This window comes from Enterobacter sp. ECC_219_Taxon_10 (genome assembly GCF_058354905.1).
In genome coordinates this window covers 630,438-653,351 of sequence record NZ_CM178005.1, presented here as the reverse complement: position 1 = coordinate 653,351, position 22,914 = coordinate 630,438, and the positions used below count along the sequence as shown (strand labels likewise).

At 57.6% G+C, this 22,914-nt stretch carries 23 protein-coding genes; 18 read left to right on the top strand and 5 right to left on the bottom strand.

Annotated features, from left to right (window positions below; all coding sequences use genetic code 11):
* The 13 genes from hpaD to AC4ICF_RS02980 all read left to right on the top strand — a co-directional run bounded on the left by hpaD (position 1) and on the right by AC4ICF_RS02980 (position 14,293).
* Entirely contained in the window at positions 1-852 is an 852-nt protein-coding gene (gene hpaD / locus AC4ICF_RS03040; RefSeq protein WP_116342619.1) for a 3,4-dihydroxyphenylacetate 2,3-dioxygenase, read from the top strand.
* 9 nt (positions 853-861) lie between these two features.
* Positions 862-1,242, top strand: a complete 381-nt coding sequence (locus tag AC4ICF_RS03035) for a 5-carboxymethyl-2-hydroxymuconate Delta-isomerase (RefSeq protein WP_116342335.1) — start codon at positions 862-864, stop codon at positions 1,240-1,242.
* Positions 1,243-1,379: 137 nt separating this feature from the next.
* On the top strand, positions 1,380-2,183 hold the full coding sequence (gene hpaH / locus AC4ICF_RS03030; protein ID WP_316379749.1) for a 2-oxo-hept-4-ene-1,7-dioate hydratase: 804 nt from the start codon (positions 1,380-1,382) through the stop codon (positions 2,181-2,183).
* A 10-nt stretch (positions 2,184-2,193) separates the two neighbouring features.
* Positions 2,194-2,991, top strand: coding sequence for a 4-hydroxy-2-oxoheptanedioate aldolase (hpaI, locus tag AC4ICF_RS03025; protein ID WP_192981913.1), 798 nt, complete (start codon positions 2,194-2,196; stop codon positions 2,989-2,991).
* 21 nt (positions 2,992-3,012) lie between these two features.
* On the top strand, positions 3,013-4,359 hold the full coding sequence (gene hpaX / locus AC4ICF_RS03020) for a 4-hydroxyphenylacetate permease (protein ID WP_233002917.1): 1,347 nt from the start codon (positions 3,013-3,015) through the stop codon (positions 4,357-4,359).
* Complete coding sequence (gene hpaA, locus AC4ICF_RS03015; protein WP_316379750.1) at positions 4,331-5,236, top strand: 4-hydroxyphenylacetate catabolism regulatory protein HpaA; 906 nt, start codon at positions 4,331-4,333, stop codon at positions 5,234-5,236. The genes hpaX and hpaA overlap by 29 nt, the downstream gene beginning before the upstream one ends.
* Before the next feature lie 212 nt (positions 5,237-5,448).
* Positions 5,449-7,011: a 4-hydroxyphenylacetate 3-monooxygenase, oxygenase component gene (gene hpaB, locus AC4ICF_RS03010; RefSeq protein ID WP_491466148.1), complete on the top strand. Its 1,563-nt coding sequence runs from the start codon at positions 5,449-5,451 to the stop codon at positions 7,009-7,011.
* A gap of 17 nt (positions 7,012-7,028) precedes the next feature.
* A complete protein-coding gene (locus AC4ICF_RS03005; RefSeq protein WP_163331020.1) occupies positions 7,029-7,541 on the top strand; it encodes a 4-hydroxyphenylacetate 3-monooxygenase reductase subunit in 513 nt (170 codons plus the stop codon).
* Between the two features lie 178 nt (positions 7,542-7,719).
* Positions 7,720-8,637 (top strand): WCX domain-containing protein, encoded by a 918-nt coding sequence (locus AC4ICF_RS03000; RefSeq protein WP_316379751.1) that lies wholly within the window; start codon positions 7,720-7,722, stop codon positions 8,635-8,637.
* Between the two features lie 191 nt (positions 8,638-8,828).
* Positions 8,829-10,982 (top strand): carbon starvation CstA family protein, encoded by a 2,154-nt coding sequence (locus AC4ICF_RS02995; RefSeq protein WP_061099346.1) that lies wholly within the window; start codon positions 8,829-8,831, stop codon positions 10,980-10,982.
* A gap of 111 nt (positions 10,983-11,093) precedes the next feature.
* Positions 11,094-11,297, top strand: a complete 204-nt coding sequence (locus AC4ICF_RS02990) for a YbdD/YjiX family protein (protein ID WP_003856610.1) — start codon at positions 11,094-11,096, stop codon at positions 11,295-11,297.
* A 10-nt stretch (positions 11,298-11,307) separates the two neighbouring features.
* A complete protein-coding gene (gene yjiA, locus AC4ICF_RS02985; RefSeq protein WP_316379752.1) occupies positions 11,308-12,261 on the top strand; it encodes a GTPase in 954 nt (317 codons plus the stop codon).
* A 184-nt stretch (positions 12,262-12,445) separates the two neighbouring features.
* Positions 12,446-14,293 carry a 3'-5' exonuclease gene (locus AC4ICF_RS02980; protein WP_316379753.1) on the top strand — a complete coding sequence of 616 codons (1,848 nt, stop codon included), beginning with the start codon at positions 12,446-12,448 and terminating at the stop codon, positions 14,291-14,293.
* Between the two features lie 72 nt (positions 14,294-14,365).
* On the opposite strand, the gene AC4ICF_RS02975 is transcribed toward AC4ICF_RS02980, so the two are convergent.
* Complete coding sequence (locus AC4ICF_RS02975) at positions 14,366-15,724, bottom strand: esterase-like activity of phytase family protein (protein ID WP_316379754.1); 1,359 nt, start codon at positions 15,722-15,724, stop codon at positions 14,366-14,368.
* A gap of 411 nt (positions 15,725-16,135) precedes the next feature.
* On the opposite strand from AC4ICF_RS02975, the gene AC4ICF_RS02970 reads away from it, so the two are divergent.
* Both AC4ICF_RS02970 and AC4ICF_RS02965 read left to right on the top strand, forming a co-directional pair.
* A complete protein-coding gene (locus AC4ICF_RS02970) occupies positions 16,136-16,681 on the top strand; it encodes a YfaZ family outer membrane protein (RefSeq protein WP_116342315.1) in 546 nt (181 codons plus the stop codon).
* Positions 16,681-17,001, top strand: a complete 321-nt coding sequence (locus AC4ICF_RS02965) for a hypothetical protein (RefSeq protein WP_116342313.1) — start codon at positions 16,681-16,683, stop codon at positions 16,999-17,001. Before AC4ICF_RS02970 ends, AC4ICF_RS02965 begins: the two co-directional genes overlap by 1 nt.
* 45 nt (positions 17,002-17,046) lie before the next feature.
* Here AC4ICF_RS02965 and AC4ICF_RS02960 read toward each other — a convergent pair whose 3' ends face one another.
* On the bottom strand, positions 17,047-18,417 hold the full coding sequence (locus AC4ICF_RS02960) for an NAD-dependent succinate-semialdehyde dehydrogenase (protein ID WP_116342311.1): 1,371 nt from the start codon (positions 18,415-18,417) through the stop codon (positions 17,047-17,049).
* Positions 18,418-18,568: 151 nt separating this feature from the next.
* On the opposite strand from AC4ICF_RS02960, the gene AC4ICF_RS02955 reads away from it, so the two are divergent.
* Both AC4ICF_RS02955 and AC4ICF_RS02950 read left to right on the top strand, forming a co-directional pair.
* Positions 18,569-19,312, top strand: a complete 744-nt coding sequence (locus AC4ICF_RS02955) for a helix-turn-helix transcriptional regulator (protein WP_316379755.1) — start codon at positions 18,569-18,571, stop codon at positions 19,310-19,312.
* Positions 19,313-19,359: 47 nt separating this feature from the next.
* A complete protein-coding gene (locus AC4ICF_RS02950; RefSeq protein ID WP_316379756.1) occupies positions 19,360-19,998 on the top strand; it encodes a LysE family translocator in 639 nt (212 codons plus the stop codon).
* Between the two features lie 30 nt (positions 19,999-20,028).
* On the opposite strand, the gene AC4ICF_RS02945 is transcribed toward AC4ICF_RS02950, so the two are convergent.
* Positions 20,029-20,331 carry a BrnA antitoxin family protein gene (locus tag AC4ICF_RS02945; protein ID WP_116342305.1) on the bottom strand — a complete coding sequence of 101 codons (303 nt, stop codon included), beginning with the start codon at positions 20,329-20,331 and terminating at the stop codon, positions 20,029-20,031.
* The gene (locus tag AC4ICF_RS02940; protein WP_010427219.1) at positions 20,318-20,605 is read right to left on the bottom strand and encodes a BrnT family toxin; all 288 of its coding nucleotides are present in this window, start codon (positions 20,603-20,605) and stop codon (positions 20,318-20,320) included. The genes AC4ICF_RS02945 and AC4ICF_RS02940 overlap by 14 nt, the downstream gene beginning before the upstream one ends.
* 170 nt (positions 20,606-20,775) lie before the next feature.
* Here AC4ICF_RS02940 and AC4ICF_RS02935 point away from each other — a divergent pair, with 170 nt between their 5' ends.
* Positions 20,776-22,044 carry a DUF445 domain-containing protein gene (locus AC4ICF_RS02935; protein WP_316379757.1) on the top strand — a complete coding sequence of 423 codons (1,269 nt, stop codon included), beginning with the start codon at positions 20,776-20,778 and terminating at the stop codon, positions 22,042-22,044.
* Here the strand turns inward: AC4ICF_RS02935 and AC4ICF_RS02930 are convergent.
* The gene (locus AC4ICF_RS02930) at positions 22,034-22,897 is read right to left on the bottom strand and encodes a LysR substrate-binding domain-containing protein (protein WP_316379758.1); all 864 of its coding nucleotides are present in this window, start codon (positions 22,895-22,897) and stop codon (positions 22,034-22,036) included. The genes AC4ICF_RS02935 and AC4ICF_RS02930 overlap by 11 nt on opposite strands.
* Between the last annotated feature and the right edge of the window lie 17 nt (positions 22,898-22,914).

The window sequence follows — 22,914 nt, the reverse complement described above, 5'->3', positions numbered from 1 at the left end:
ATGGGTAAACTGGCGTTAGCGGCAAAAATCACCCACGTGCCGTCGATGTACCTCTCCGAGCTGCCGGGCAAAAACCACGGCTGCCGACAGTCGGCCATCGACGGACATAAAGAAATCAGCAAGCGCTGCCGCGAGCTGGGCGTGGACACCATCATCGTGTTCGACACCCACTGGCTGGTGAACAGCGCGTACCACATTAACTGTGCGGACCATTTCTCGGGCGTCTACACCAGCAACGAGCTGCCGCACTTTATCCGCGACATGACCTACGACTACGACGGCAACCCGGCGCTCGGCCAGCTGATTGCCGACGAGGCGGTGAAGCTGGGCGTGCGCGCCAAAGCGCACAACATCCCGAGCCTCAAGCTGGAGTACGGCACGCTGGTGCCGATGCGCTACATGAACGCGGATAAGCACTTCAAAGTGGTCTCCATCTCGGCGTTCTGCACGGTTCACGACTTCGCCGACAGCCGCCGGCTGGGCGAGGCCATCGTCAGCGCCATCGAGAAATACGACGGCACCGTGGCGGTGCTCGCCAGCGGCTCGCTGTCGCACCGCTTTATCGACGACCAGCGCGCGGAAGAGGGAATGAACAGCTACACCCGCGAGTTCGACCGCCAGATGGACGAGCGCGTGGTGAAGCTGTGGCGCGAAGGCCAGTTCAAAGAATTCTGCAGCATGCTGCCGGAGTACGCCGACTACTGCTACGGCGAGGGCAACATGCACGACACGGTGATGCTGCTGGGGATGCTCGGCTGGGACAAATACGACGGCAGGGTGGAGTTCCTCACCGAGCTGTTCGCCAGCTCCGGCACCGGCCAGGTTAACGCCGTTTTCCCGCTGCCCGCGTAAGGAGCCACCATGCCGCACTTTATTGCTGAATGTACCGACAACATCCGCGAGCAGGCCGACCTGCCAGGGCTGTTCGCCAAAGTGAACGAGGCGCTGGCCGCCACGGGCATCTTCCCCATCGGCGGTATCCGCAGCCGGGCCCACTGGCTGGATACCTGGCAGATGGCCGACGGCAAGCACGATTACGCCTTTGTGCATATGACGCTGAAAATCGGCGCCGGGCGCAGTCTGGAGAGCCGCCAGCAGGTGGGCGAGATGCTCTTTGCGTTGATTAAAGATCATTTCGCAGCGCTGATGAACAGCCGGTATCTGGCGCTGTCGTTTGAAATCGAAGAGCTACACCCGACGCTGAATTTTAAGCAGAACAACGTGCACGCGTTGTTTAAGTAATACCGCACGGACTGTCCCCTCTCCCTTTGGGAGAGGGTTAGGGTTAGGGTGAGGGCAAATCTCTGCGGCCTGATGCCCTCACCCCGTCCCTCTCCCACGGGGAGAGGGAGAAAACAAACGTATAACAGGATATCGCCATGCTCGACAAACATACCCATACCCTGATCGCCCATCGCCTGCATCAGGCGGAGCAGTCCCGGGAGCAGATCCGCGCGATCTCGCTGGAGTACCCGGAGATCACCATTGAAGACGCCTACGCCGTCCAGCGCGAATGGGTGAGCCTGAAAATCGCCGAAGGCCGCGTGCTGAAAGGCCACAAGATCGGCCTCACCTCAAAAGCGATGCAGGCCAGCTCGCAGATCAGCGAGCCGGACTACGGCGCGCTGCTGGACGACATGTTCTTCCACGACGGCAGCGACATCCCCGTCGATCGCTTCATCGTCCCGCGCATCGAAGTGGAGCTGGCCTTCGTACTGGCAAAACCGCTGCGCGGCCCGAACTGCACGATCTTCGACGTCTACAACGCCACGGACTACATCATCCCCGCGCTGGAGCTGATCGATGCCCGCTGCCACAACGTCGACCCGGAAACCCAGCGCCCGCGCAAGGTGTTCGACACTATCTCCGATAACGCCGCCAACGCGGGGGTGATCCTCGGCGGCCGCCCGATTAAGCCCGACGAGCTGGATCTGCGCTGGATCTCCGCCCTGCTCTACCGCAACGGCGTGATCGAAGAGACCGGCGTTGCCGCAGGCGTACTTAACCACCCGGCGAACGGCGTGGCGTGGCTGGCGAACAAGCTTGCGCCGTACGACGTGCAGCTTGAGCCGGGACAAATCATCCTCGGCGGCTCGTTTACCCGCCCGGTGCCGGCCAGCAGAGGCGACACCTTCCACGTCGACTACGGCAATATGGGCTCCATCAGCTGCCGCTTTGTGTAAGGAGACAAACATGCAAAACGCATTCAAGGCGGCGCTGCAGGCGGGCCGCCCGCAAATCGGGTTATGGCTGGGGCTGACCAGCAGCTACAGCGCCGAGCTGCTGGCGGGGGCAGGCTTCGACTGGCTGCTGATCGACGGCGAGCACGCGCCGAACAGCGTGCAAACCGTCTTAACCCAGCTGCAGGCTATCGCGCCGTACGCCAGCCAGCCGGTAGTGCGCCCGTCGTGGAACGACCCGGTGCAGATCAAACAGCTGCTGGACGTGGGGGCGCAAACCCTGCTGGTGCCGATGGTGCAAAACGCCGACGAAGCGCGGCTGGCGGTACGTGCGACCCGCTACCCGCCCGCGGGCATTCGCGGCGTCGGCAGCGCCCTGGCAAGAGCGTCGCGCTGGAACCGCATCCCGGACTACCTGCAGCAGGCCAACGATGCCATGTGCGTGCTGGTGCAGATTGAAACCCGCGAGGCGCTGAAAAACCTGCCGCAGATCCTGGACGTGGAAGGGGTCGACGGTGTGTTTATCGGCCCGGCGGATCTGAGCGCCGACATGGGCTTTGCCGGCAACCCGCAGCACCCGGAGGTGCAGGCCGCCATCGAGCAGGCGATCGCGCAGATCCGTGCGGCGGGTAAAGCCCCCGGCATCCTGATGGCGAACGAGCAGCTGGCGAAACGCTACCTTGAACTCGGCGCGCTGTTTGTCGCCGTCGGCGTCGACACCACCCTGCTCGCCCGCGGCGCCGAAGCGCTGGCGGCGCGCTTTATCGAACAACCGGTTACGTCAGTGAATAACAATAAATCCGTCTACTAAACGTAAGATCTGGAGCGCAGCATGACGACCTCTACCCTGCAAGATATGAAAGCTATAGAACATCGCGCGATCAACAAGCTGTTCCGTCGTTTGATCGTGTTTCTCTTTATCCTGTTTGTCTTTTCGTTCCTTGACCGCATCAACATCGGCTTTGCCGGGCTGACGATGGGTAAAGATCTGGGCCTTACGTCGACCATGTTTGGCCTGGCCGCGACGCTGTTTTACGTCACCTACGTGCTGTGCGGGATCCCGAGCAACATCATGCTGGCGAAAATCGGCGCGCGCCGCTGGATCGCCGGGATCATGGTGGTGTGGGGCATCGCCTCCACCTGCACCATGTTCGCCACCAGCCCCGAAACGCTCTACGTCCTGCGCATGCTGGTGGGCATCGCCGAAGCTGGCTTCCTGCCGGGGATCCTGGTCTATCTCACCTGGTGGTTCCCGGCGTATCACCGCGCCCGCGCCAACGCGCTGTTTATGATCGCCATGCCGGTGACCATGATGCTCGGCTCGATCCTCTCCGGCTACATTCTGGCGATGGACGGGCTATGGAACCTGAAGGGCTGGCAGTGGCTGTTCCTGCTGGAGGGGCTGCCGTCGGTGGTGCTCGGCGTGGTGACCTGGTTTTACCTCAACGACACGCCGGATCAGGCCACCTGGCTGGACGATGACGAAAAGCAGGCGCTGAAAGCGATGATCGCCCGCGAGCAGGAGGTCGCCATCGCCCAATCCGTCACGCCGCGATCGACGCTGCGCGAGGTGCTGACGCCTGCGGTGCTGCTCTACACGCTGGCCTACTTCTGCCTGACCAACACCCTGAGCGCCATTAACATCTGGACGCCACAGATCCTGCAAAGCTTCAACACGGGCAGCAGCAACATCGTCATCGGCCTGCTGGCGGCGATCCCGCAGTTTTGCACCATCCTCGGAATGATCTGGTGGAGCCGCCGCTCCGACAGGCTGAAAGAGCGAAAAAAGCACACCATCCTGCCGTACCTGTTCGCCGCGGCGGGATGGATGCTGGCCTCAGCCACCGATCACAGCCTGATCCAGCTGCTTGGCATCATTATGGCCTCAACCGGATCGTTTACCGCCATGGCGATATTCTGGACCACGCCGGACCAGGTTATTAGCCTGCAGTCCCGCGCGGTGGCGCTGGCGGTGATCAACGCCATCGGCAACGTCGGATCCGCCGTCAGCCCATTGCTGATTGGGATCCTGCGCGACGCGACCGGCAGCTTCAGCTCCGGGCTGTGGTTTGTGGCCGGGCTGCTGGTGGTCGGCGCGCTGGTGCTGACGCGCATTCCGATGACGCAGCGGGATCAACAGAGGAACGAGCATGTGCCAGAGCCCTATCGCCAACATTGATATCAGCAAGGAGTACGACGAAAGTCTGGGCACCGACGATGTGCATTACCAGTCGTTCGCCCGCATGGCGGCCTTTTTTGGCCGCGACATGCAGGCGCATCGTCATGATCAGTATTTTCAGATGCACTTTCTCGATACCGGGCAAATTGAGCTCCAGCTCGACGATCACCGCTACTCGGTGCAGGCCCCGCTGTTTGTCCTCACGCCGCCGTCGGTGCCGCACGCGTTTATCACCGAATCCGACAGCGACGGCCACGTGCTGACGGTACGCGAAGATCTGATCTGGCCGCTGCTGGAGGTGCTCTACCCCGGCACCCGGGAAGCCTTCGGCCTGCCGGGGATCTGCCTCTCGCTGGCCGACAGGCCGGACGAGCTGGCGGCGCTGAAGCATTACTGGCAGCTGATTGCCCGGGAATCCACGGAACAGCTGCCGGGGCGCGAGCACACGCTGGTCCTGCTGGCGCAGGCGGTCTTTACCCTGCTGCTGCGCAACGCAAAGCTCGACGACCACGCTTCGGGCGGTATGCGCGGCGAGCTGAAGCTGTTCCAGCGCTTTACCCAGCTGATTGATGCGCACTACCACCAACACTGGACGGTGCCGGAATACGCTGGCGAGCTGCACCTCACCGAATCCCGCCTGACCGATATCTGCCGCCGCTTTGCCAACCGCCCGCCGAAGCGACTGATCTTCGACCGCCAGCTGCGCGAAGCCAGGCGGCTGCTACTCTTCTCCGACAGCGCGGTGAGCGAGATTGCCTGGCAGCTGGGGTTTAAGGATCCGGCCTATTTTGCCCGGTTTTTTAACCGATTAGTGGGGTGCTCGCCGAGCGCGTATCGGGCGCAGAAAGTACCGGTAAAACCTTTCCCCTCACCCTAACCCTCTCCCCAAAGGGGAGAGGGAACGATTACACCCTCGCCCCTTTGGGGAGAGGGCCGGGGTGAGGGGACAACGATCACAAATCCCAATCCCGCCCGAAAAGTACCCGCCGTTGTCCCAATCGTCCCTTCACGTCTCGCCCCTCTCAGGCTTCAATTAAACAACAAAAACAAAACATAAATTTAACAAACCAATTCCGATACGAGGTCCCTATGAAGCCTGAAGATTTTCGCGCAGACGCCAAACGTCCGTTAACCGGCGAAGAGTATTTAAAAAGCCTGCAGGACGGTCGTGAGATTTATATCTACGGCGAGCGCGTTAAAGACGTCACCACCCATCCGGCGTTTCGCAACGCGGCGGCCTCCATCGCGCAGATGTACGACGCCCTGCACAAGCCGGACATGCAGGACACGCTCTGCTGGGGCACCGACACCGGCAGCGGCGGCTATACCCACAAGTTTTTCCGCGTGGCGAAAAGCGCCGACGACCTGCGCCAGCAGCGCGACGCCATCGCTGAGTGGTCGCGCCTGAGCTACGGCTGGATGGGACGTACGCCGGACTACAAGGCCGCGTTCGGCTGCGCGCTCGGCGCCAACCCGGCCTTCTACGGCCAGTTCGAACAGAACGCCCGCAACTGGTACACCCGCATTCAGGAAACCGGCCTGTACTTCAACCACGCCATCGTTAACCCGCCTATCGACCGCCACAAGCCTGCGGACGAGGTGAAAGACGTCTACATCAAGCTGGAGAAAGAGACCGACGCCGGGATTATCGTCAGCGGTGCGAAAGTGGTGGCAACCAACTCGGCGCTGACCCACTACAACATGATCGGCTTCGGCTCCGCGCAGGTGATGGGTGAAAACCCGGACTTCGCGCTGATGTTCGTCGCGCCGATGGATGCCGAAGGCGTGAAGCTGATCTCCCGCGCCTCTTACGAGATGGTGGCAGGCGCTACCGGCTCCCCGTACGACTACCCGCTCTCCAGCCGCTTCGATGAGAACGACGCGATCCTGGTGATGGATCACGTGCTGATCCCGTGGGAAAACATGCTGATCTACCGCGATTTCGACCGCTGCCGTCGCTGGACGATGGAGGGCGGCTTTGCACGCATGTACCCGCTGCAGGCCTGCGTGCGCCTGGCGGTGAAGCTCGACTTCATCACCGCCCTGCTGAAGAAATCCCTGGAGTGCACCGGTACCCTGGAGTTCCGCGGCGTACAGGCGGATCTCGGCGAAGTGGTGGCCTGGCGCAATATGTTCTGGGCGCTGAGCGACTCCATGTGTTCCGAAGCCACCCCGTGGGTAAACGGCGCGTATCTGCCGGATCACGCCGCGCTGCAAACCTACCGCGTCATGGCCCCGATGGCCTACGCGAAGATCAAGAACATCATCGAGCGTAACGTGACGTCCGGGCTGATCTACCTGCCGTCCAGCGCCCGGGATCTGAACAACCCGCAGATCGACCAGTATCTGGCGAAATACGTGCGCGGCTCCAACGGTATGGACCACGTTGAACGCATCAAGATTTTAAAACTAATGTGGGACGCCATCGGCAGCGAGTTTGGCGGCCGCCACGAGCTGTACGAAATCAACTACTCCGGCAGCCAGGATGAGATCCGCCTGCAGTGCCTGCGTCAGGCGCAGAGCTCCGGCAACATGGACAAAATGATGGCGATGGTCGACCGCTGCATGTCCGAATACGACCAGCACGGCTGGACGGTGCCGCACCTGCACAACAACAGCGATATCAACATGCTCGACAAGCTGCTGAAATAGCGCAGCGGGAGGTTGCAATGCATTTAGATGAACAACGCCTGCGTTTTCGCGACGCAATGAGCAGCCTGTCGGCGGCGGTCAATGTGGTCACCACCGAGGGCGAGGCGGGCCGCTGCGGCATCACCGCCACCGCCGTCTGCTCGGTGACGGATACCCCGCCGTCGGTGATGGTGTGCATCAACGCCAACAGCGCCATGAACCCGGTCTTTCAGGGCAACGGCAGGCTGTGCGTTAACGTGCTGAACCACGAGCAGGAGATCATGGCCCGCCACTTCGCCGGAATGACCGCCATGACAATGGAGGAGCGCTTCGCCCTCTCCTGCTGGCAGAAAGGCCCGCTGGCGCAGCCGGTGCTGAAAGGCGCGCTGGCCAGCCTCGAAGGCGAGATTATTCAGGTGCAAACCATCGGCACGCATCTGGTTTATCTTGTCGAAGTGAAAAACATTATCCTGAGTGACGCGGGACACGGCCTGATCTACTTCAGGCGTCGTTTCCATCCGGTCATGATGGAGGCGGAAGCCGCCGTGTGATCCCCCCTCGCGCTGGCCTTTTTTCGGGCCAGCGCCGCTTTCTACAAAAATTCCTAAGGTTTCCGCTAAATCACGCCGTTATATATCCATAAGAGAAATTTTCTGTGCCTGAATACTGACATCTCCGGTCAGTGCTTTTTGCATTGTTCAGCGCATACCCAATATACAGGAAGACCTTATGGCTAAAACGACGCGGAGCCGCTCGGCTGAACGTCTGGTCGATATTCTCCTTGAGCTACATTTACACGGCGTGGTAAACCGCAGTGCGCTAATGGAGAAATTTAAAATTACCGAGCGTACCGTCTACCGGGATTTAAATGCGCTCTCGCCCATTGTTGAACATACCGGTAACGGGCTATATCGGCTGATCCACTCCGCCCAATCTCCCGGCGGGCAGGGATTACATCACGCTCTGGCTAACTTCCTGAATGCCGATAATTTTTTCCCTGAAAGAAATACGGACTTCTGGCAAAAACTGGAGGCGCGCGTCGACGAAAACCATATTCTCATCCTCGGTAATGACGCAGAGCACACGGTACAGCGTGATATCCGCCGCCATTTAGCAAAAATCGAGAAATCGATTAAGAACCATAATGTCTGTCAGATCGTTTATAAGGGTAAAACCCGTCTGATTAATCCCTATAAACTCATTAACAAAAAAAATATATGGTATTTACAAGCTACCGAAAATAGCCGGTTGAAATCCTTTTCATTAAGCCAGATTAGCTGGTTTGATATTCAAAAAACCCTTTTTACCCCTGATGAAAATGTTCGGGCATTGCTGGAAAAAAGCCTCGACCCGTGGGTTTCCGAAACTACTTTCACCGTGAAAATATTCATTAAGGATAATATTTCACATTACTTCCTGCGCCGCGATCTCCTGCCGGAACAAGAGCTGCTGGAGCAACAACGCGGCGGCGTCACGCTGCGCTGCCAGGCGGCACACGAAAACCAGATCCTGCCGCTGCTGTTCTACTGGCTGCCGAATATTCAGATCCTGGAGCCGAGCTGGCTGAAGGAGAAGCTCATCAAGACGCTGGAAAACTACCTGTCGATGGAGCGCAGCCCGGAAAACCACGTGATCTCAATCACATAATTTCCCCCGCCAGCGGCGAGCCTTAACCACTCGCCGCGTTCTTTGACCGCTCACCCATCACTTTCAACCACTCACTCATTTACCGTCCTTTACGCGCGCGCGGATCTGGCACGATCGCTCCAGCATTAATCAATACCTCCTCACAACGAACCCTGACCCTTTTTTCTTTACATAAAAAACCAGGTCTTACTATGGATACTAAAAAACTACTTAAGCACGTGCCCTGGGCCTTACTCGGGATCCTCGGTGCTTTCTGTCTGGCGGTTGTCGCATTGCGCCGGGGCGAACACGTAAGCGCCCTGTGGATCGTGGTCGCGTCTGTCTCCGTCTATCTTGTGGCTTATCGCTACTACAGCTTGTACATCGCGCAGAAGGTCATGAAGCTCGACCCGACGCGCGCCACCCCGGCGGTCATTAACAACGACGGCCTGAACTACGTGCCAACCAACCGCTACGTGCTGTTTGGTCACCACTTTGCCGCCATTGCAGGCGCGGGCCCGCTGGTCGGCCCGGTGCTGGCCGCGCAGATGGGCTACCTGCCGGGTACGCTCTGGCTGCTGGCGGGCGTGGTGCTGGCGGGGGCGGTGCAGGACTTTATGGTGCTGTTTATCTCCTCACGCCGTAACGGCTCGTCGCTGGGCGAGATGATCAAAGAAGAGATGGGCCGCGTGCCGGGCACGATCGCCCTCTTCGGCTGCTTCCTGATTATGATCATCATCCTGGCGGTGCTGGCGCTGATCGTGGTGAAGGCACTGGCCGAAAGTCCGTGGGGCGTCTTCACCGTCTGCTCTACCGTACCGATTGCGCTGTTCATGGGCATCTACATGCGCTTCCTGCGCCCTGGCCGCGTGGGCGAAGTGTCGGTCATCGGTATCGTGCTGCTGGTCGCCTCCATCTACTTCGGCGGCGTGATTGCGCACGACCCGTACTGGGGCCCGGCGCTGACCTTCAAAGACACCACCATCACCTTCGCGCTGATCGGTTACGCGTTCGTTTCCGCCCTGCTACCGGTGTGGCTGATTCTGGCTCCGCGCGACTACCTGGCGACCTTCCTGAAGATCGGCGTGATCGTAGGGCTGGCGATCGGGATTGTGATCATCAACCCTGAGCTGAAAATGCCGGCGGTGACCCAGTACATTGACGGCACCGGTCCGCTGTGGAAAGGCGCCCTGTTCCCGTTCCTGTTTATCACCATCGCCTGCGGTGCCGTGTCTGGCTTCCACGCGCTGATCTCCTCCGGCACCACGCCGAAGCTGATGGCCAACGAAACCGACGCGCGCTTCATCGGTTACGGCGCAATGCTGATGGAGTCCTTCGTGGCGATTATGGCGCTGGTCGCGGCGTCTATCATCGAGCCAGGTCTGTACTTCGCGATGAACACCCCGCCGGCGGGTCTGGGCATCACCATGCCAAACCTGCACGAGATGGGTGGCGAAAATACCGCGCTGATCATGGCGCAGCTGAAAGAGGCCAGCGCACATGCGGCGGCGACCGTCAGCTCCTGGGGCTTCGTGATTTCGCCTGAGCAGATCATGCAGACCGCGAAAGACATCGGCGAGCCTTCCGTCCTGAACCGCGCAGGCGGTGCGCCGACGCTGGCAGTGGGTATCGCACACGTATTCCACAAAGTGCTGCCGTGGGCGGACATGGGCTTCTGGTACCACTTCGGTATTCTGTTTGAAGCGCTGTTCATCCTCACCGCCCTGGATGCAGGTACCCGTGCGGGCCGCTTCATGCTGCAGGATCTGCTCGGCAACTTCGTGCCGTTCCTGAAGAAAACCGACTCTCTGGTAGCGGGTGTTCTGGGTACTGCGGGCTGCGTAGGTCTGTGGGGTTATCTGCTGTATCAGGGCGTTGTTGACCCGCTCGGCGGCGTGAAGAGCCTGTGGCCGCTGTTCGGTATCTCTAACCAGATGCTGGCAGCCGTAGCCCTGGTGCTGGGCACCGTTGTCCTCGTGAAGATGAAACGCACCAAATACATCTGGGTGACCGTCGTTCCCGCGCTGTGGCTGCTGCTCTGCACCACCTGGGCGCTGGGCCTGAAGCTGTTCAGCACCAACCCACAGCTGGAAGGCTTCTTCTTCATGGCTAACCAGTACAAAGAGAAGATTGCCGCAGGCGGCGCGGATCTGACCGCCCAGCAGATTGCCAACATGAACCATATCGTGGTGAACAACTACACCAACGCGGGTCTGAGCATTCTGTTCCTGGTGGTGGTGTACAGCATTATCTTCTACGGCATCAAAACCTGGATGAAAGTGCGCAACACCGAAGGCCGTACGGATAAAGAAACCCCGTACGTGCCGGTACCGGAAGGCGGCGTGAAAACCTCTTCGCACCATTAATCATCCCCCCTCACCCTAACCCTCTCCCCAAAGGGGAGAGGGGACTTTATACACCCTCTCCCCTTTGGGGAGAGGGCCGGGGTGAGGGGCTTTTCCTGTCTGGACCCCACAATGTTTGGTAACTTAGGCGAAGCGAAAAAATACCTCGGTCAGGCGGCGAAAATGCTGATTGGCATTCCGGACTATGACAACTACGTTGAGCATATGAAGACCAATCATCCGGACAAGCCGTACATGACCTACACCGAATTCTTCCGCGAGCGTCAGGAAGCGCGCTACGGCGGAAGTGGAGAAGGCGGCGTCCGCTGCTGCTAAAGGAGAGACCATGACCCCGATTGCCGTTACCCTGCTGACCGGTTTCCTCGGCGCCGGTAAAACCACCCTGCTGCGCCACATCCTGAACGAGCAGCACGGCTTCAGAATCGCCGTCATCGAAAATGAATTTGGCGAAGTCTCGGTAGACGATCAGCTGATTGGCGATCGCGCCACCCAGATCAAAACCCTGACCAACGGCTGCATCTGCTGCACCCGCTCTAACGAGCTCGAAGACGCCCTGCTGGACCTGCTCGACAGCCGCGATCGCGGCGACATCGACTTTGACCGTCTGGTGATCGAGTGCACCGGCATGGCCGACCCCGGCCCGATCATTCAGACCTTTTTCTCGCACGATATTCTTTGCCAGCGCTACCTGCTGGACGGGGTGATTGCCCTGGTAGACGCGGTCCACGCCGACGAGCAGATGAACCAGTTCACCATCGCCCAGTCTCAGGTGGGCTACGCCGACCGCATCCTGCTGACCAAAACCGACGTGGCGGGCGACAGCGAAAAACTGCGCGAGCGGCTGACGCGCATTAATTCCCGCGCGCCGATTTACACGGTGACGCATGGCGACATCGATCTGTCTCAGCTGTTCAACACCAACGGCTTTATGCTGGAGGAGAACGTCACCGCGAAACCGCGCTTCCACTTTATGTCCAACAAGCAAAACGACGTGGCGTCGATTGTGGTGGAGCTGGACTACCCGGTGGACATCAGCGAGGTCTCCCGCGTGATGGAAAACCTGCTGCTGTCGTTTGCCGACAAGCTGCTGCGCTACAAAGGGATGCTGTGGATCGGCGGCGAGCCGAACCGCCTGCTATTCCAGGGCGTACAGCGCCTGTACAGCGCCGACTGGGATCGCCCGTGGGGGGATGACGCGCCGCACAGCGTGATGGTGTTTATTGGCATACAGCTGCCGGAAGAAGAAATCCGGGCAGCGTTTGCGGGTCTGAAAAAATAAACAATCGCTCCCTTATAATCCTGAAAGGGAGCGCGTTCCCCTAAAGCAAATTCCGCGCTTCACTCTTTCTGTTTGCAATATTGTCTGTTAATGTCCTTAACAATAATGAAATCCTGCTTAGATTAATATTTACGACAATATTAATTGCGCAGAATTATACTATTCATGAATTGGTAGACATCACATGGCACTCATTATTCCCACAATCAGCAGCTGTAGCGAGAAGATCACGGCTGGAGAAAAAAGGCTGGCAAGACTCCTGGAGGGGGGCCTCAGCGAACAGTGTACCTGCTGGTATGATACCCGAATGGGCGATAAGCAAGAGCATCCCGACTTTGTGATTCTCGCCCCCGAAAAAGGTTTGCTGTTTATAGAAGTCAAAGACTGGTTTGTCACAAAAATAAAGTCGGCCAACAAAACGCATATTCACTATGAAACCAAAAACGGCGTTGAGCCGTTGAAAAACCCACTCGAACAGGTTCGACAATATACCTTTAACACCATTGACAGTCTGAAAAACGATCCTCTGCTTCGTCAACAACAAGGAGATTATGAAGGCAGCTTTATTATGCCGTATGGATACGGTGTTTATTTGAGCAACATCACCCGGGCACAGCTGGAAAAGAGTTTTACCCCCGAAGCGTTAGAAGAAATATTGCCCACCAGCCAGGTGATTTGCAAAGATGAACTGACCGAGTTTATGACCCGAGAACAAATCTCCGCCCGGCTCGAATCCCTTCTCAAACACCACTTCGTTCATCACACAACACCACAGCAGCTCGACCGCATCCGATGGCATCTTTATCCCGATGTCCGCATTAACCCATCGGTCACGCGGGTTGACCTGGATAATTTTACGTTCCACACCCCTGATGTGGTATGCATGATGGACAGGAACCAGGAACAACTCGCCAGAAGTATGGGGACGGGACACCGGGTCATTCATGGTGTGGCAGGATCAGGCAAAACGCTCATTTTGTATCACCGCTGCATCGAGCTTGCCAACAATATAGAAAACACCAAACCGATACTGGTGATTTGCTACAACATTACGCTGGCCAAAAAGCTCAAAGCGCAGCTCGAACAGCACAGCCTGAGGCTTCCTGTCGAGGTTATCCATTTTCATGCCTGGTGCTACCAGCAATTAAACGCGCATCGACGACTTCCCCCCAGGGGCAAAAATTTTATTGAGCTAATGGAAAATGCGCTGACGCTGGCATTTGAAGAGGGCATTATCAAACCGGAACAGTACAGCGCCGTTTTGATAGATGAAGGACATGATTTTAAGCCGGAATGGCTAAGAATCCTCGCTAAGATGCCGGACGATAAAGATAGCTCCCTGCTTTTCCTCTACGATGACGCTCAGTCAATCTATCAGAAAAAGAAAGCTCTCGATTTTACCCTGTCCAGCGTCGATATAAAGGCTAAGGGCCGCACCACTATTCTGGATACCAATTATCGCAACACCCGGCAAATACTCCATTTTGCCAGCAGTATTGCTTTTAATTATCTCAATAATCACATTGAAGATTCCCTCAAATACCAGCTGCCTGCCGCAGGTGGACTGTCCGGAAACTATCCGGCGCTGGCAAGCTTTGATAATCAGGACGAGGAGATTACACGCGTTCTCGATTGGGTCACTGAGCAGCGACAACAGGGTGTTGCCTGGTCGGAAATCGCTATACTCTGCCCCTCAACTTACAGTATTTCGGGTATGCTCGGACCAAGGCTCGAAGCCCGCAAGATCCCCTACCAGATGATTGTCTCCAGCGATGATAAAAAACACTGGTCACCACAGAATGATTTCCTCTGCGTAATGCCGCTGCCAAGCAGTAAGGGTCTTGAATTTCAATCGGTCGCCATTATGGATGCCGCAAAGGAAAGGAATGTAGAAGATCTGAGCGACGATATTAAGCGACTGTATGTTGGATTTACCCGCGCGCGCCAGAATCTTCTGGTGACCATGCACGGAACCGGAAGTCTGCGCGATCATCTGGTCGAGACCTGGGAAAAGAGCGTTAAGACGGTCTAGCTGTCCAGTAAGCACCAAACAATCCCCTCTCCCCTGCGGGGAGAGGGTTAGGGTGAGGGGTAACGCCTGGTATTATTTCAACGCCTCCGGCAGCGTCACAATCCACAGTTCGCTGTCCGATTCCGGCTTCTTCAGCGGCTTCACGCTGAGCGTGGTTTCCACCGGTTTATCATCCAGCGTCAGCTTGCCTTCCGCGTTCACTCGATAATCCTTGAGCTTTTTGCCCTCGACCGGGTGCTGCATCGCCACCTTCACGCCAAAGTCGTTATCGTTCGCCACCGCAAGCCGTTTGCTGTCGATCAGCGCCAGCCCTTCGGCTTTCTCTTGCTGCCAACCCAGCGCGCGCAGATCGACGACCTGCGTTTTTGCAGCAAGGGTAATGCCGCGCTGCACCAGGGTTTTCTCATCATCAAACTCCGGGTACTCGCCCGGCTTATCGAAGGCGGTCAGGTCGCTCGCCTTGCTCAGATCCACCTTGTAGATAAGGTTACGCATCGCGTCGTTTTTATCCTCACCCTGCTCAATCAGCAGGATATGCTGGTCATCCAGTGCCACGATGTCGCCGATTTTAGCATCGCTGTTTTTGCTGTAGGCCGCGCTGTCGATGGGGTAGCCGTACATCGCCGTTTTCCCGGTCGCCGGGTCGAAGCTGACCAGACGCGTAAACAATGCCTGCTTTTTGCTCTTACCGTCGATATCCAGCGTGCTTTGCACGGCGGCGATAATACGCCCGTCCGGCATCCGGGTCAGGCCTTCAAAGCCACGGTTCGGCTGGCGCCATTTGATAACGTTTGGCAGACCACCTGCGATGGATTTTTCCCCTTCCGCAGCCTGCGGCCCGTGGATCGCCAGAATTTTCCCTTTGCTGTCGACGTTAATCAGGAACGGGCCGTACTCGTCGCACAGCCAGAAGCCGCCTTTGCCGTCCGGGGTGATGCCTTCCGTGTCCAGCCCGCGGTTGTCACCCTTCAGAATTTTGAGGGTATCGCTGAATGCCACTTCATTGGTGGAGCCAATCACGCCGCTTTGCAGCGGCAGGCCGTTAATCTCGCCTTTATCATCATGCAGCGGGCGGGCATCCGTTGCCTCAGCTTTGCCGTTCTGAACGCGGATAGTCATCAGTAGCGGCGCGAAATCCGGTGTGACAAAAATTTTGGCTTCGTTTTTGCCCATTTTGGGCGCATCGGCGTTGGGACCGCGATCGGTCACGGTCGCGAAGGTAAGGGCATCGCCCTGCTTGCCCGTAAACAGAAGGCCAGAACCAATCCCCACCGGGAGTCCATTCGGAAACGCGTCGGCAAACGCGCCGCTGTATTTTACGTGTGAGCCGTCAGGGAAGCTGACGACATAGCGCTCCGCCGTGGGCTGCGCCGCCAGGCCAGAGAAAGAGAGCGCACAACCGATAAGCACAGGAATAATTCTTCTTTTCATATTGTTAGTATCCAGAAAGTGAAGCCCACAACGTAATGAACAAACGTGTCAGAAAAATGACATAGAACGAAAACGTGGCCGGGCATCTGAACGAATATTGACCACAAAGTTGTAAAAAATTGTTTTTTTTATGTGATTTTAGAAATGGAATTGGAAATTATTAGAATCCCAATTAATTCATCTCAAATTACTATCCCCGGCTCGTTCAGATTTCGTTTAGTCACAAAATTAAACTGTTCCTCAACGCCTGAAATTTGTGCGTTGACACACCAACAACCCAACCTTGGCGTTACAAATAAAGATAAAAAAATTAACAATACCAGCATTAAAAGTCGATTTGCATCACATTTGCAGTCATAAACATCGCTTGTTAAGGTGCCCCCAGATTAATTTGATGATGAGGCACGAAACATGAAAAAAATGAATATCCTTCTCCTTTCTGCTCTGGCTGCCGTATCAGGTTCCGCACTGGCAATGGGCGGCAGCATTGAACAGGGTAAAAACTTTACCAACCTCAATCTGGAAATGGGGAAATCCTCATCCGGTGTTTATCTCGAAAGTAACTGGCTGAAAAACACCGACGACGGTACCCAGACTGGCGGCGTGGGCGCAGGTTACAACCTGGAAGTGGGCCCGGTGATGCTGAACGCGGGCGCAAAAGCCATCTACATCGGCCCGAAAAAAGGCGATAACGGCGTTGCTTTCCCGATTGGCGGCGGCGTAAACGTTGCGCTGACCGACAGCATCCACGTGTACGGTGAAGGCTATGCGGCACCAGAAGGCCTGAACAACAGCGTGAAAAATTACGTGGAAGCCAACGGCGGCGTAAGCTGGACCCCAATCAAACCGGTTACGCTGAAAGTGGGCTACCGCCACGTGAGCGTTGACGGCAAAGATGGTCGTCCAAACCACACCCTGATTGACGGCGCATATGTCGGCGGTGGAGTCAGCTTCTGATGAAACACCGCATCACCGCGCTTTGCGTTTTGAGCCTCACGCTGATGCTCACCGGGTGCGTCCAGTACAAATGGGTAAAACCGGGCGTCAGCGATACTGAGATGAATAAAAAGCTCACGGAATGCGAAGCACAGGCCCTGATCGATCTGCCCCCGGATAACGTAGTGACCGGTTCGAGCTCGGAAAAAACGGACAAAAAGAACAAGAAAAAGGATATTTCCACGAGCTACACGGTAGAAGACGCGAATGAATATCGCCGGGATACGTTAGTCGACAGCTGCATGTTTAAAAGCGGCTGGGACAAGATCGAAGTGCAATAATCCCTTTAAAAAAAACCTGCCGGCTGGCAGGTTTTTTATTACCTCTTACTTACGCACCACCACCAGCTTCTGGTTCACAAACTCTTTGATACCCAGATCCGACAGCTCGCGCCCGTAGCCGGAGCGCTTCACGCCGCCGAACGGCAGCTCTGGCGCGGTATCGGTGAGCCAGTTGATATACACCATCCCGGTCTCGATCCGCGACGCCATTTTCTTCGCGCGCTCGATGTCCTGGCTGAACACCGCCCCGCCCAGGCCGTAGTGGGAGTCGTTCGCCAGCGCGACCGCCTCGTCGTCGTTTTTCACCACGTACATCTGCGCCACCGGGCCGAAGAACTCTTCAAAGTACGCCGGGTTGTCGCGGGAGATATTCGTCAAAATCGTCGGTTCGAAGAAGCTCCCGTCGCGCTGCACCGGCTTGCCACCATAGTGCAGCGTGGCACCGTTTTTCACCGCCTCGTTAACCTGTCTGGTGAGCGTTTCCAGCGCATCTTTAGACGACAGCGGCCCCAGCGTGGTGCTTTCGTCCAGCGGATCGCCGATCTTCACCTGCTTAAACGCTTCGGTGAATTTGCTCAGGAAGGCATCCGCAATCTTCTCATGCAGGATAAAGCGCTTCGCCGCGGTGCAGACCTGCCCGGCATTGTTGAGTCGCGCATTCACGCCAATTTTGACGGCCTTCTCCAGGTCTGCATCATCCAGAACGACGAAGACGTCGTTACCGCCCAGCTCCAGCGTAGATTTTTTGATGTGCTTGGCCGCCTGCGCGGCCACCACGCTGCCGGCCTTTTCAGAGCCGGTCAGCGCTGCGCCCTGTACGCGATCGTCGGCAATGATGTTCGCCACCTGCTCGGACGAGATAAACAGGTTGGTCCACGCCCCTTCCGGCGCCCCCGCCTCGCGCACCAGGTGCGCAAAGGTCTCGGCGCAGTGCGGCACGATGCTGGCATGCTTGGCAATGACGGGGTTCCCCGCCGCCAGGTTCGGCGCCAGAACGCGCATCAGCTGGTAATACGGGAAGTTCCACGGCTCAACGGCCATCAGCACGCCGATGGGGTGATGCTCCACCCACGCTTCCCCGAGTTCAGAGTCATACTTCACCGGGGCCAGGAACTGCTTCGCGTTGTCGGCGTAGTAGCGGGCGATCTGCGCGCACAGCTTCACCTCGCCGCGGCTCTGTTCGATGAGCTTACCCATCTCCTGGCTGGCGATTTTCGCCAGATCCTCCACGCGCTCGTCGATCAGGTCGGCGAGCTTATGCAGCACCGGCAGACGCTGATTGATGTCGCCTTTCGCCCACTCGGAATGATAAAGCGCATCGGCCGCCCTGAGCGCCGCTTCGATATCCGCGTCGGTATGTGAGGGGTATTCTTTGATGAGCTGGTTAGTGGCAGGATTTACTGTCTGATAAGCCATGTCGAATCTCCTTGTTTTACCGCTTAGGGTATTAAGGGTAGTCAACATGACTGGCGATGGACGTAAAGTTGGGTATATCCGGAAGGTTCTGAGTTAAGCAGTGTCGGACGGTTCGCTGACGTGGTATAAAAAACCTCCAGAAGGAGTTCCCATGACCGATACCCGACACGTTCGTCAGACTTTTCACCGTACCCAGGGCCTTGAGCTGCGCAGCACGTGGGAGAGCACGCAGGCGTACAAACGCCATAGTCACCCTCAGCTCTCCATCGGCGCGATTGTGGAGGGCCAGACCTGCTGCGTGTGTCATGACAGAGAGTACATCCTTCATCCCGGGGACCTCATTGTGATCCCGGCCTCTGCGCCGCACAGCTGCAACCCCGTCGCCGGGCAGCCGCGCAGCTACCATATGCTCTATATCGACACCGAGCTTCCGCTGGTGCTACAGGTGATTCGTAACCCTGACCTGTTTGCCCATTACCTGGACGTTGTCGAGACCATGTCTCCAGCGTCCGTGGAGAAACTGCTTTCTGCTCTTCCCCTCGGCGCGGATAGCGCAGATGCGCTTCGCCCAACCAGCCAGCAGGTTCAGGAGGCATTTCTTTCCGATCTCACCTGCCCGCCTTCCCTCGACGAGCTTGCCCAACGCTTCTCGCTGCGCAAGGAGACGCTGATCCGCACCTTCCGGCAGGACACCGGCCTGACGCCGGGCAGCTTTCTCAACGTCTCCCGCGTGGAGTTCGCCAAAGCGCGGCTGCGCGCCGGGGACGACATCGCCGACGTCGGCTACCAGAGCGGCTTTGCCGACCAGAGCCATTTTCATAAGACCTTCGTCAGCTATACCGCCGCCACGCCGCGCCAGTACGCCACGGGCCGATCAATATCAGACAATAAATAGGTTCTGCAGCGCCGTACTCTGACCTCAGATTGTTAACTGAGGTCGCTATGGAACTGTTCTTCCCTTCCGCTTTTCTCGCCCTGGCGCTGGCGCATTTTGTTGCGCTGTTGAGCCCGGGCCCGGATTTTTTCCTGCTTGTGGGCTACGCGGCGCGCTATCGGCTGCGCGGCAGCGCCGGGCTGTGCCTCGGCATCGCCGCGGGAAACGCGCTTTATATTCTTCTGGTGATTATCGGCTGGAGCGCGCTGCGCCAGTTTACGTGGCTGTTTACGCTGATCGAACTTTGCGGGGCGCTGTATCTGCTGTGGATCGGCTCGCATCTGGTGCGCAGCCGGCCGCAGGCGCTGGCGCTTGCAGAAACCCGACAGCGGTGCCCTTCTCTGATGAAGCAGATCCTGCTGGGGCTCGGTTCGGCGCTGCTTAACCCGAAGAACGCGCTGTTCTATCTGGCGCTGATGACGGCGCTGCTGGGGCCGGACGTCACGCTGCTTCAGCAGGCGACCTGCGGCGTCTGGATGGTGATGGTGGTGCTGGTGTGGGATCTGGCGCTGGTGACGCTGATGGGGTTGAGGGCGGTTCAACACAAGCTCAGCCGTTCGCTGTGGTGGATTGAGCGCACGGCGGGGGTGGTGTTGATAGGGTTTGGCGGGTGGGTGCTGTGGCGGCTACTGGAAATTATACGCTGAGATAGCGGGCAGCCTGACGCCGCCCATTGCTTATTTTTTGTTTTGATCGCGCAGCATTGCTTCACGCAAAATAGCATTGAGCCTCGTCTGATAACCTTTTCCAGGCCGTTTAAGCCATTCCATCACGTCAGCGTCGATACGTACAGATGCCTGAGTTTTGAGTGGTCGATAGAACTTCCCTCGCACCGCCCCTGACCACTGTTCATCCCCCGTGGCAGGGATATCGCTGTAATCAATCTCTGCTTCCGATTTTTCGGCGAGTGCTTTGAGCTCAGCCTCACGACGAGCACTAACCTCAGGCGCACTACCGCGTTTATGTTTAACCATGCTCATAACGGCTCCTCTCTTTACGGTCCGCCTTTCGTGCGCTAATGATTCGAATGACTTCGTCACCACTTTCAAAACGTACCGTGTGTGCGACCATAATGACAATTAGACCATGTACAAGACCAATGGTCTGCCAACGGAACTCTCCATTTTCATGACGATCCTGCAGAGATAAATGGTAAGGATCGTCAAACACCAGAACAGCCTCTTCAAAGCGGATCCCATGCTTAATGAGATTACTTTTCGCTTTGTTGGTATCCCATTCAAACTCCGTTGGCATAGTGTACCCTTCCCTTATTGTATATACAAAAAAGCATATACAAAACGTTCGTAAATTGAACCGGTCGACATCGTTCAATTTCATTTTCTGAAGGCGTATTCCAGAAGCTGAAACGCGGAGGTCCTTCTCCTTCTTTGCACTTTCCCCCCGCTTCCCTCTATCCTTAACCCATGGAAAAAATCGCTGAACTCAAACGCGCCAAGCTGCTGGCGCTGTCGCTGCTGCTGATTGCCGCCGCGGCGTTTATCACCACCCTGTTCCTGCCGCAGACCTTCTGGGTGCGCGGCGTGAAGGCCATTGCCGAGGCGGCGATGGTCGGCGCGCTGGCGGACTGGTTTGCCGTCGTCGCGCTGTTCCGCCGGGTGCCCATTCCATTTATCTCGCGCCATACGGCGATTATCCCGCGCAATAAGGACCGGATCGGCGACAATCTCGGCCAGTTTGTGCAGGAGAAATTTCTCGATACCCAGTCGCTGGTCGCGTTGATCCGCCGCTATGAACCCGCGCAAATGATTGGCGCCTGGTTCAGCAAGCCCGACAACGCCCAGCGCGTCGGGCTGCATCTGATGCAGGTGATGAGTGGTTTTCTCGAACTGACCGATGACGGACGCATTCAGCGCCTGCTTAAACGGGCGGTGCATAAGGCCATCGACAAGGTGGATTTCACCGAGACCAGCGCCGTGATGCTGGAGAGCATGACCAAAAACAACCGCCACCAGGTGCTGCTGGACGCCATCATCAACCGCCTGATTACCCTGATTCAGCGGGAAAGCACGCGAGAGTTTATCTCTGACCAGATCGTCCACTGGCTGAAGACCGAACACCCGCGCAAGGCGATGGTGCTGCCCACCGAGTGGCTGGGCGATCAAAGCGCGGAGATGGTGTCAAACGCGGTGAATACGCTGCTGGACGATATCAGCCACGACCGCACGCACCAGATCCGTCAGGCGTTTGACCGCGCCACGCTGAAGCTTATCGACAACCTGAAAAACGACCCGGAGATGGCGGCCAAAGCCGACAACATCAAGCACTACCTGAAAAACGACGAGGCGTTTAACCGCTATCTGGGAGAGATGTGGGCCGACCTGCGCCAGTGGCTGAAGGCGGATATGCAGAGCGAGGACTCGCGGGTGAAGCAGCGCATCGCCAACGCCGGGCTGTGGTTTGGCGAAACGCTGTCTAACGATGCCAGCCTGCGGGCGTCGCTGAACGAGCATCTGGAGCAGGCCGCGCACCGCCTTGCGCCGGATTTCGCGGCGTTTCTGACCCGCCACATCAGCGACACGGTCAAAAGCTGGGACGCCAAAGACATGTCCCGCCAGATTGAGCTTAACATCGGTAAAGATCTGCAGTTTATCCGCGTCAACGGCACGCTGGTGGGCGGGACGATTGGTCTGGTCCTGTTTTTACTCTCGCAAATCCCGACGCTTATCCATTGAGCGTCCTGAGGATCAGCGCCTTCATGCTGGTAATAGCTGCATCGGCGGAGGCGCTCCCCTGATGCAGCGCAATCCCCAGCTCTCCTGCGTTGGGCAGCAGGCGGTTGTCGATCTGTAAGGTCTCTGGCAGGCCAATACCTGTGCGAAGCGTAATCCCCAGCCCCGCGCTGACGCCCGCCCACAGCCCGCTCAGGCTATGGCTGGTAAAAGCGATACGCCAGGGTATACCTGCCGAATCCAGCGCCGCGATGGCTCTGCTGCGCAGAAGGCAGGGCGCGTCAAACATCACCAGCGGCAGCGGCTCCCCTCGTTGCAAAAGTGCTTCAACGTCCTCACGGGACCGGCAAATCCATACCAGCGGTTCGCTGCGCACATAGTCGCCTTCTCGTCCTTCCTGCCAGACCATCGCCAGATCGAGTTCGTTTGCCTCAACACCCCGCAGCAGCGGCTGGTTGCGTTCGACGCGTGCGGTCAACCGGAGCTCAGGGTGCTGTCTGTTAAAATCGCCGAGCACCTGCGGCATCACGGACTCCCCGAAGTCCTCCTGCATACCCAGACGCACTTCTCCCTGCAGCTGCTCTCCCTTGATTGCCCGGAGCGCTTCATCATTTAGCGCCAGCATGCGTCGGGCGTAGCTCAGCAAAATTTCACCCTCCGGGGTCAGCGCCAGCGTTCGCCCCTGCTTCACGGTGAGCGCCACGCCGCACTGCTGCTCCAGCTTTTTTAGCTGGGCGCTAACCGCAGAGGTAGACCGGCACAGCCTGTCCGCCGCCACGGCAAAGCTGGTGGACTTAATACCCTCCACAAAGCTGCGCAGCGCGTCCAGGTCTAATACTGAAAACCGTTTATCCATATCATCCTCATTTTCGG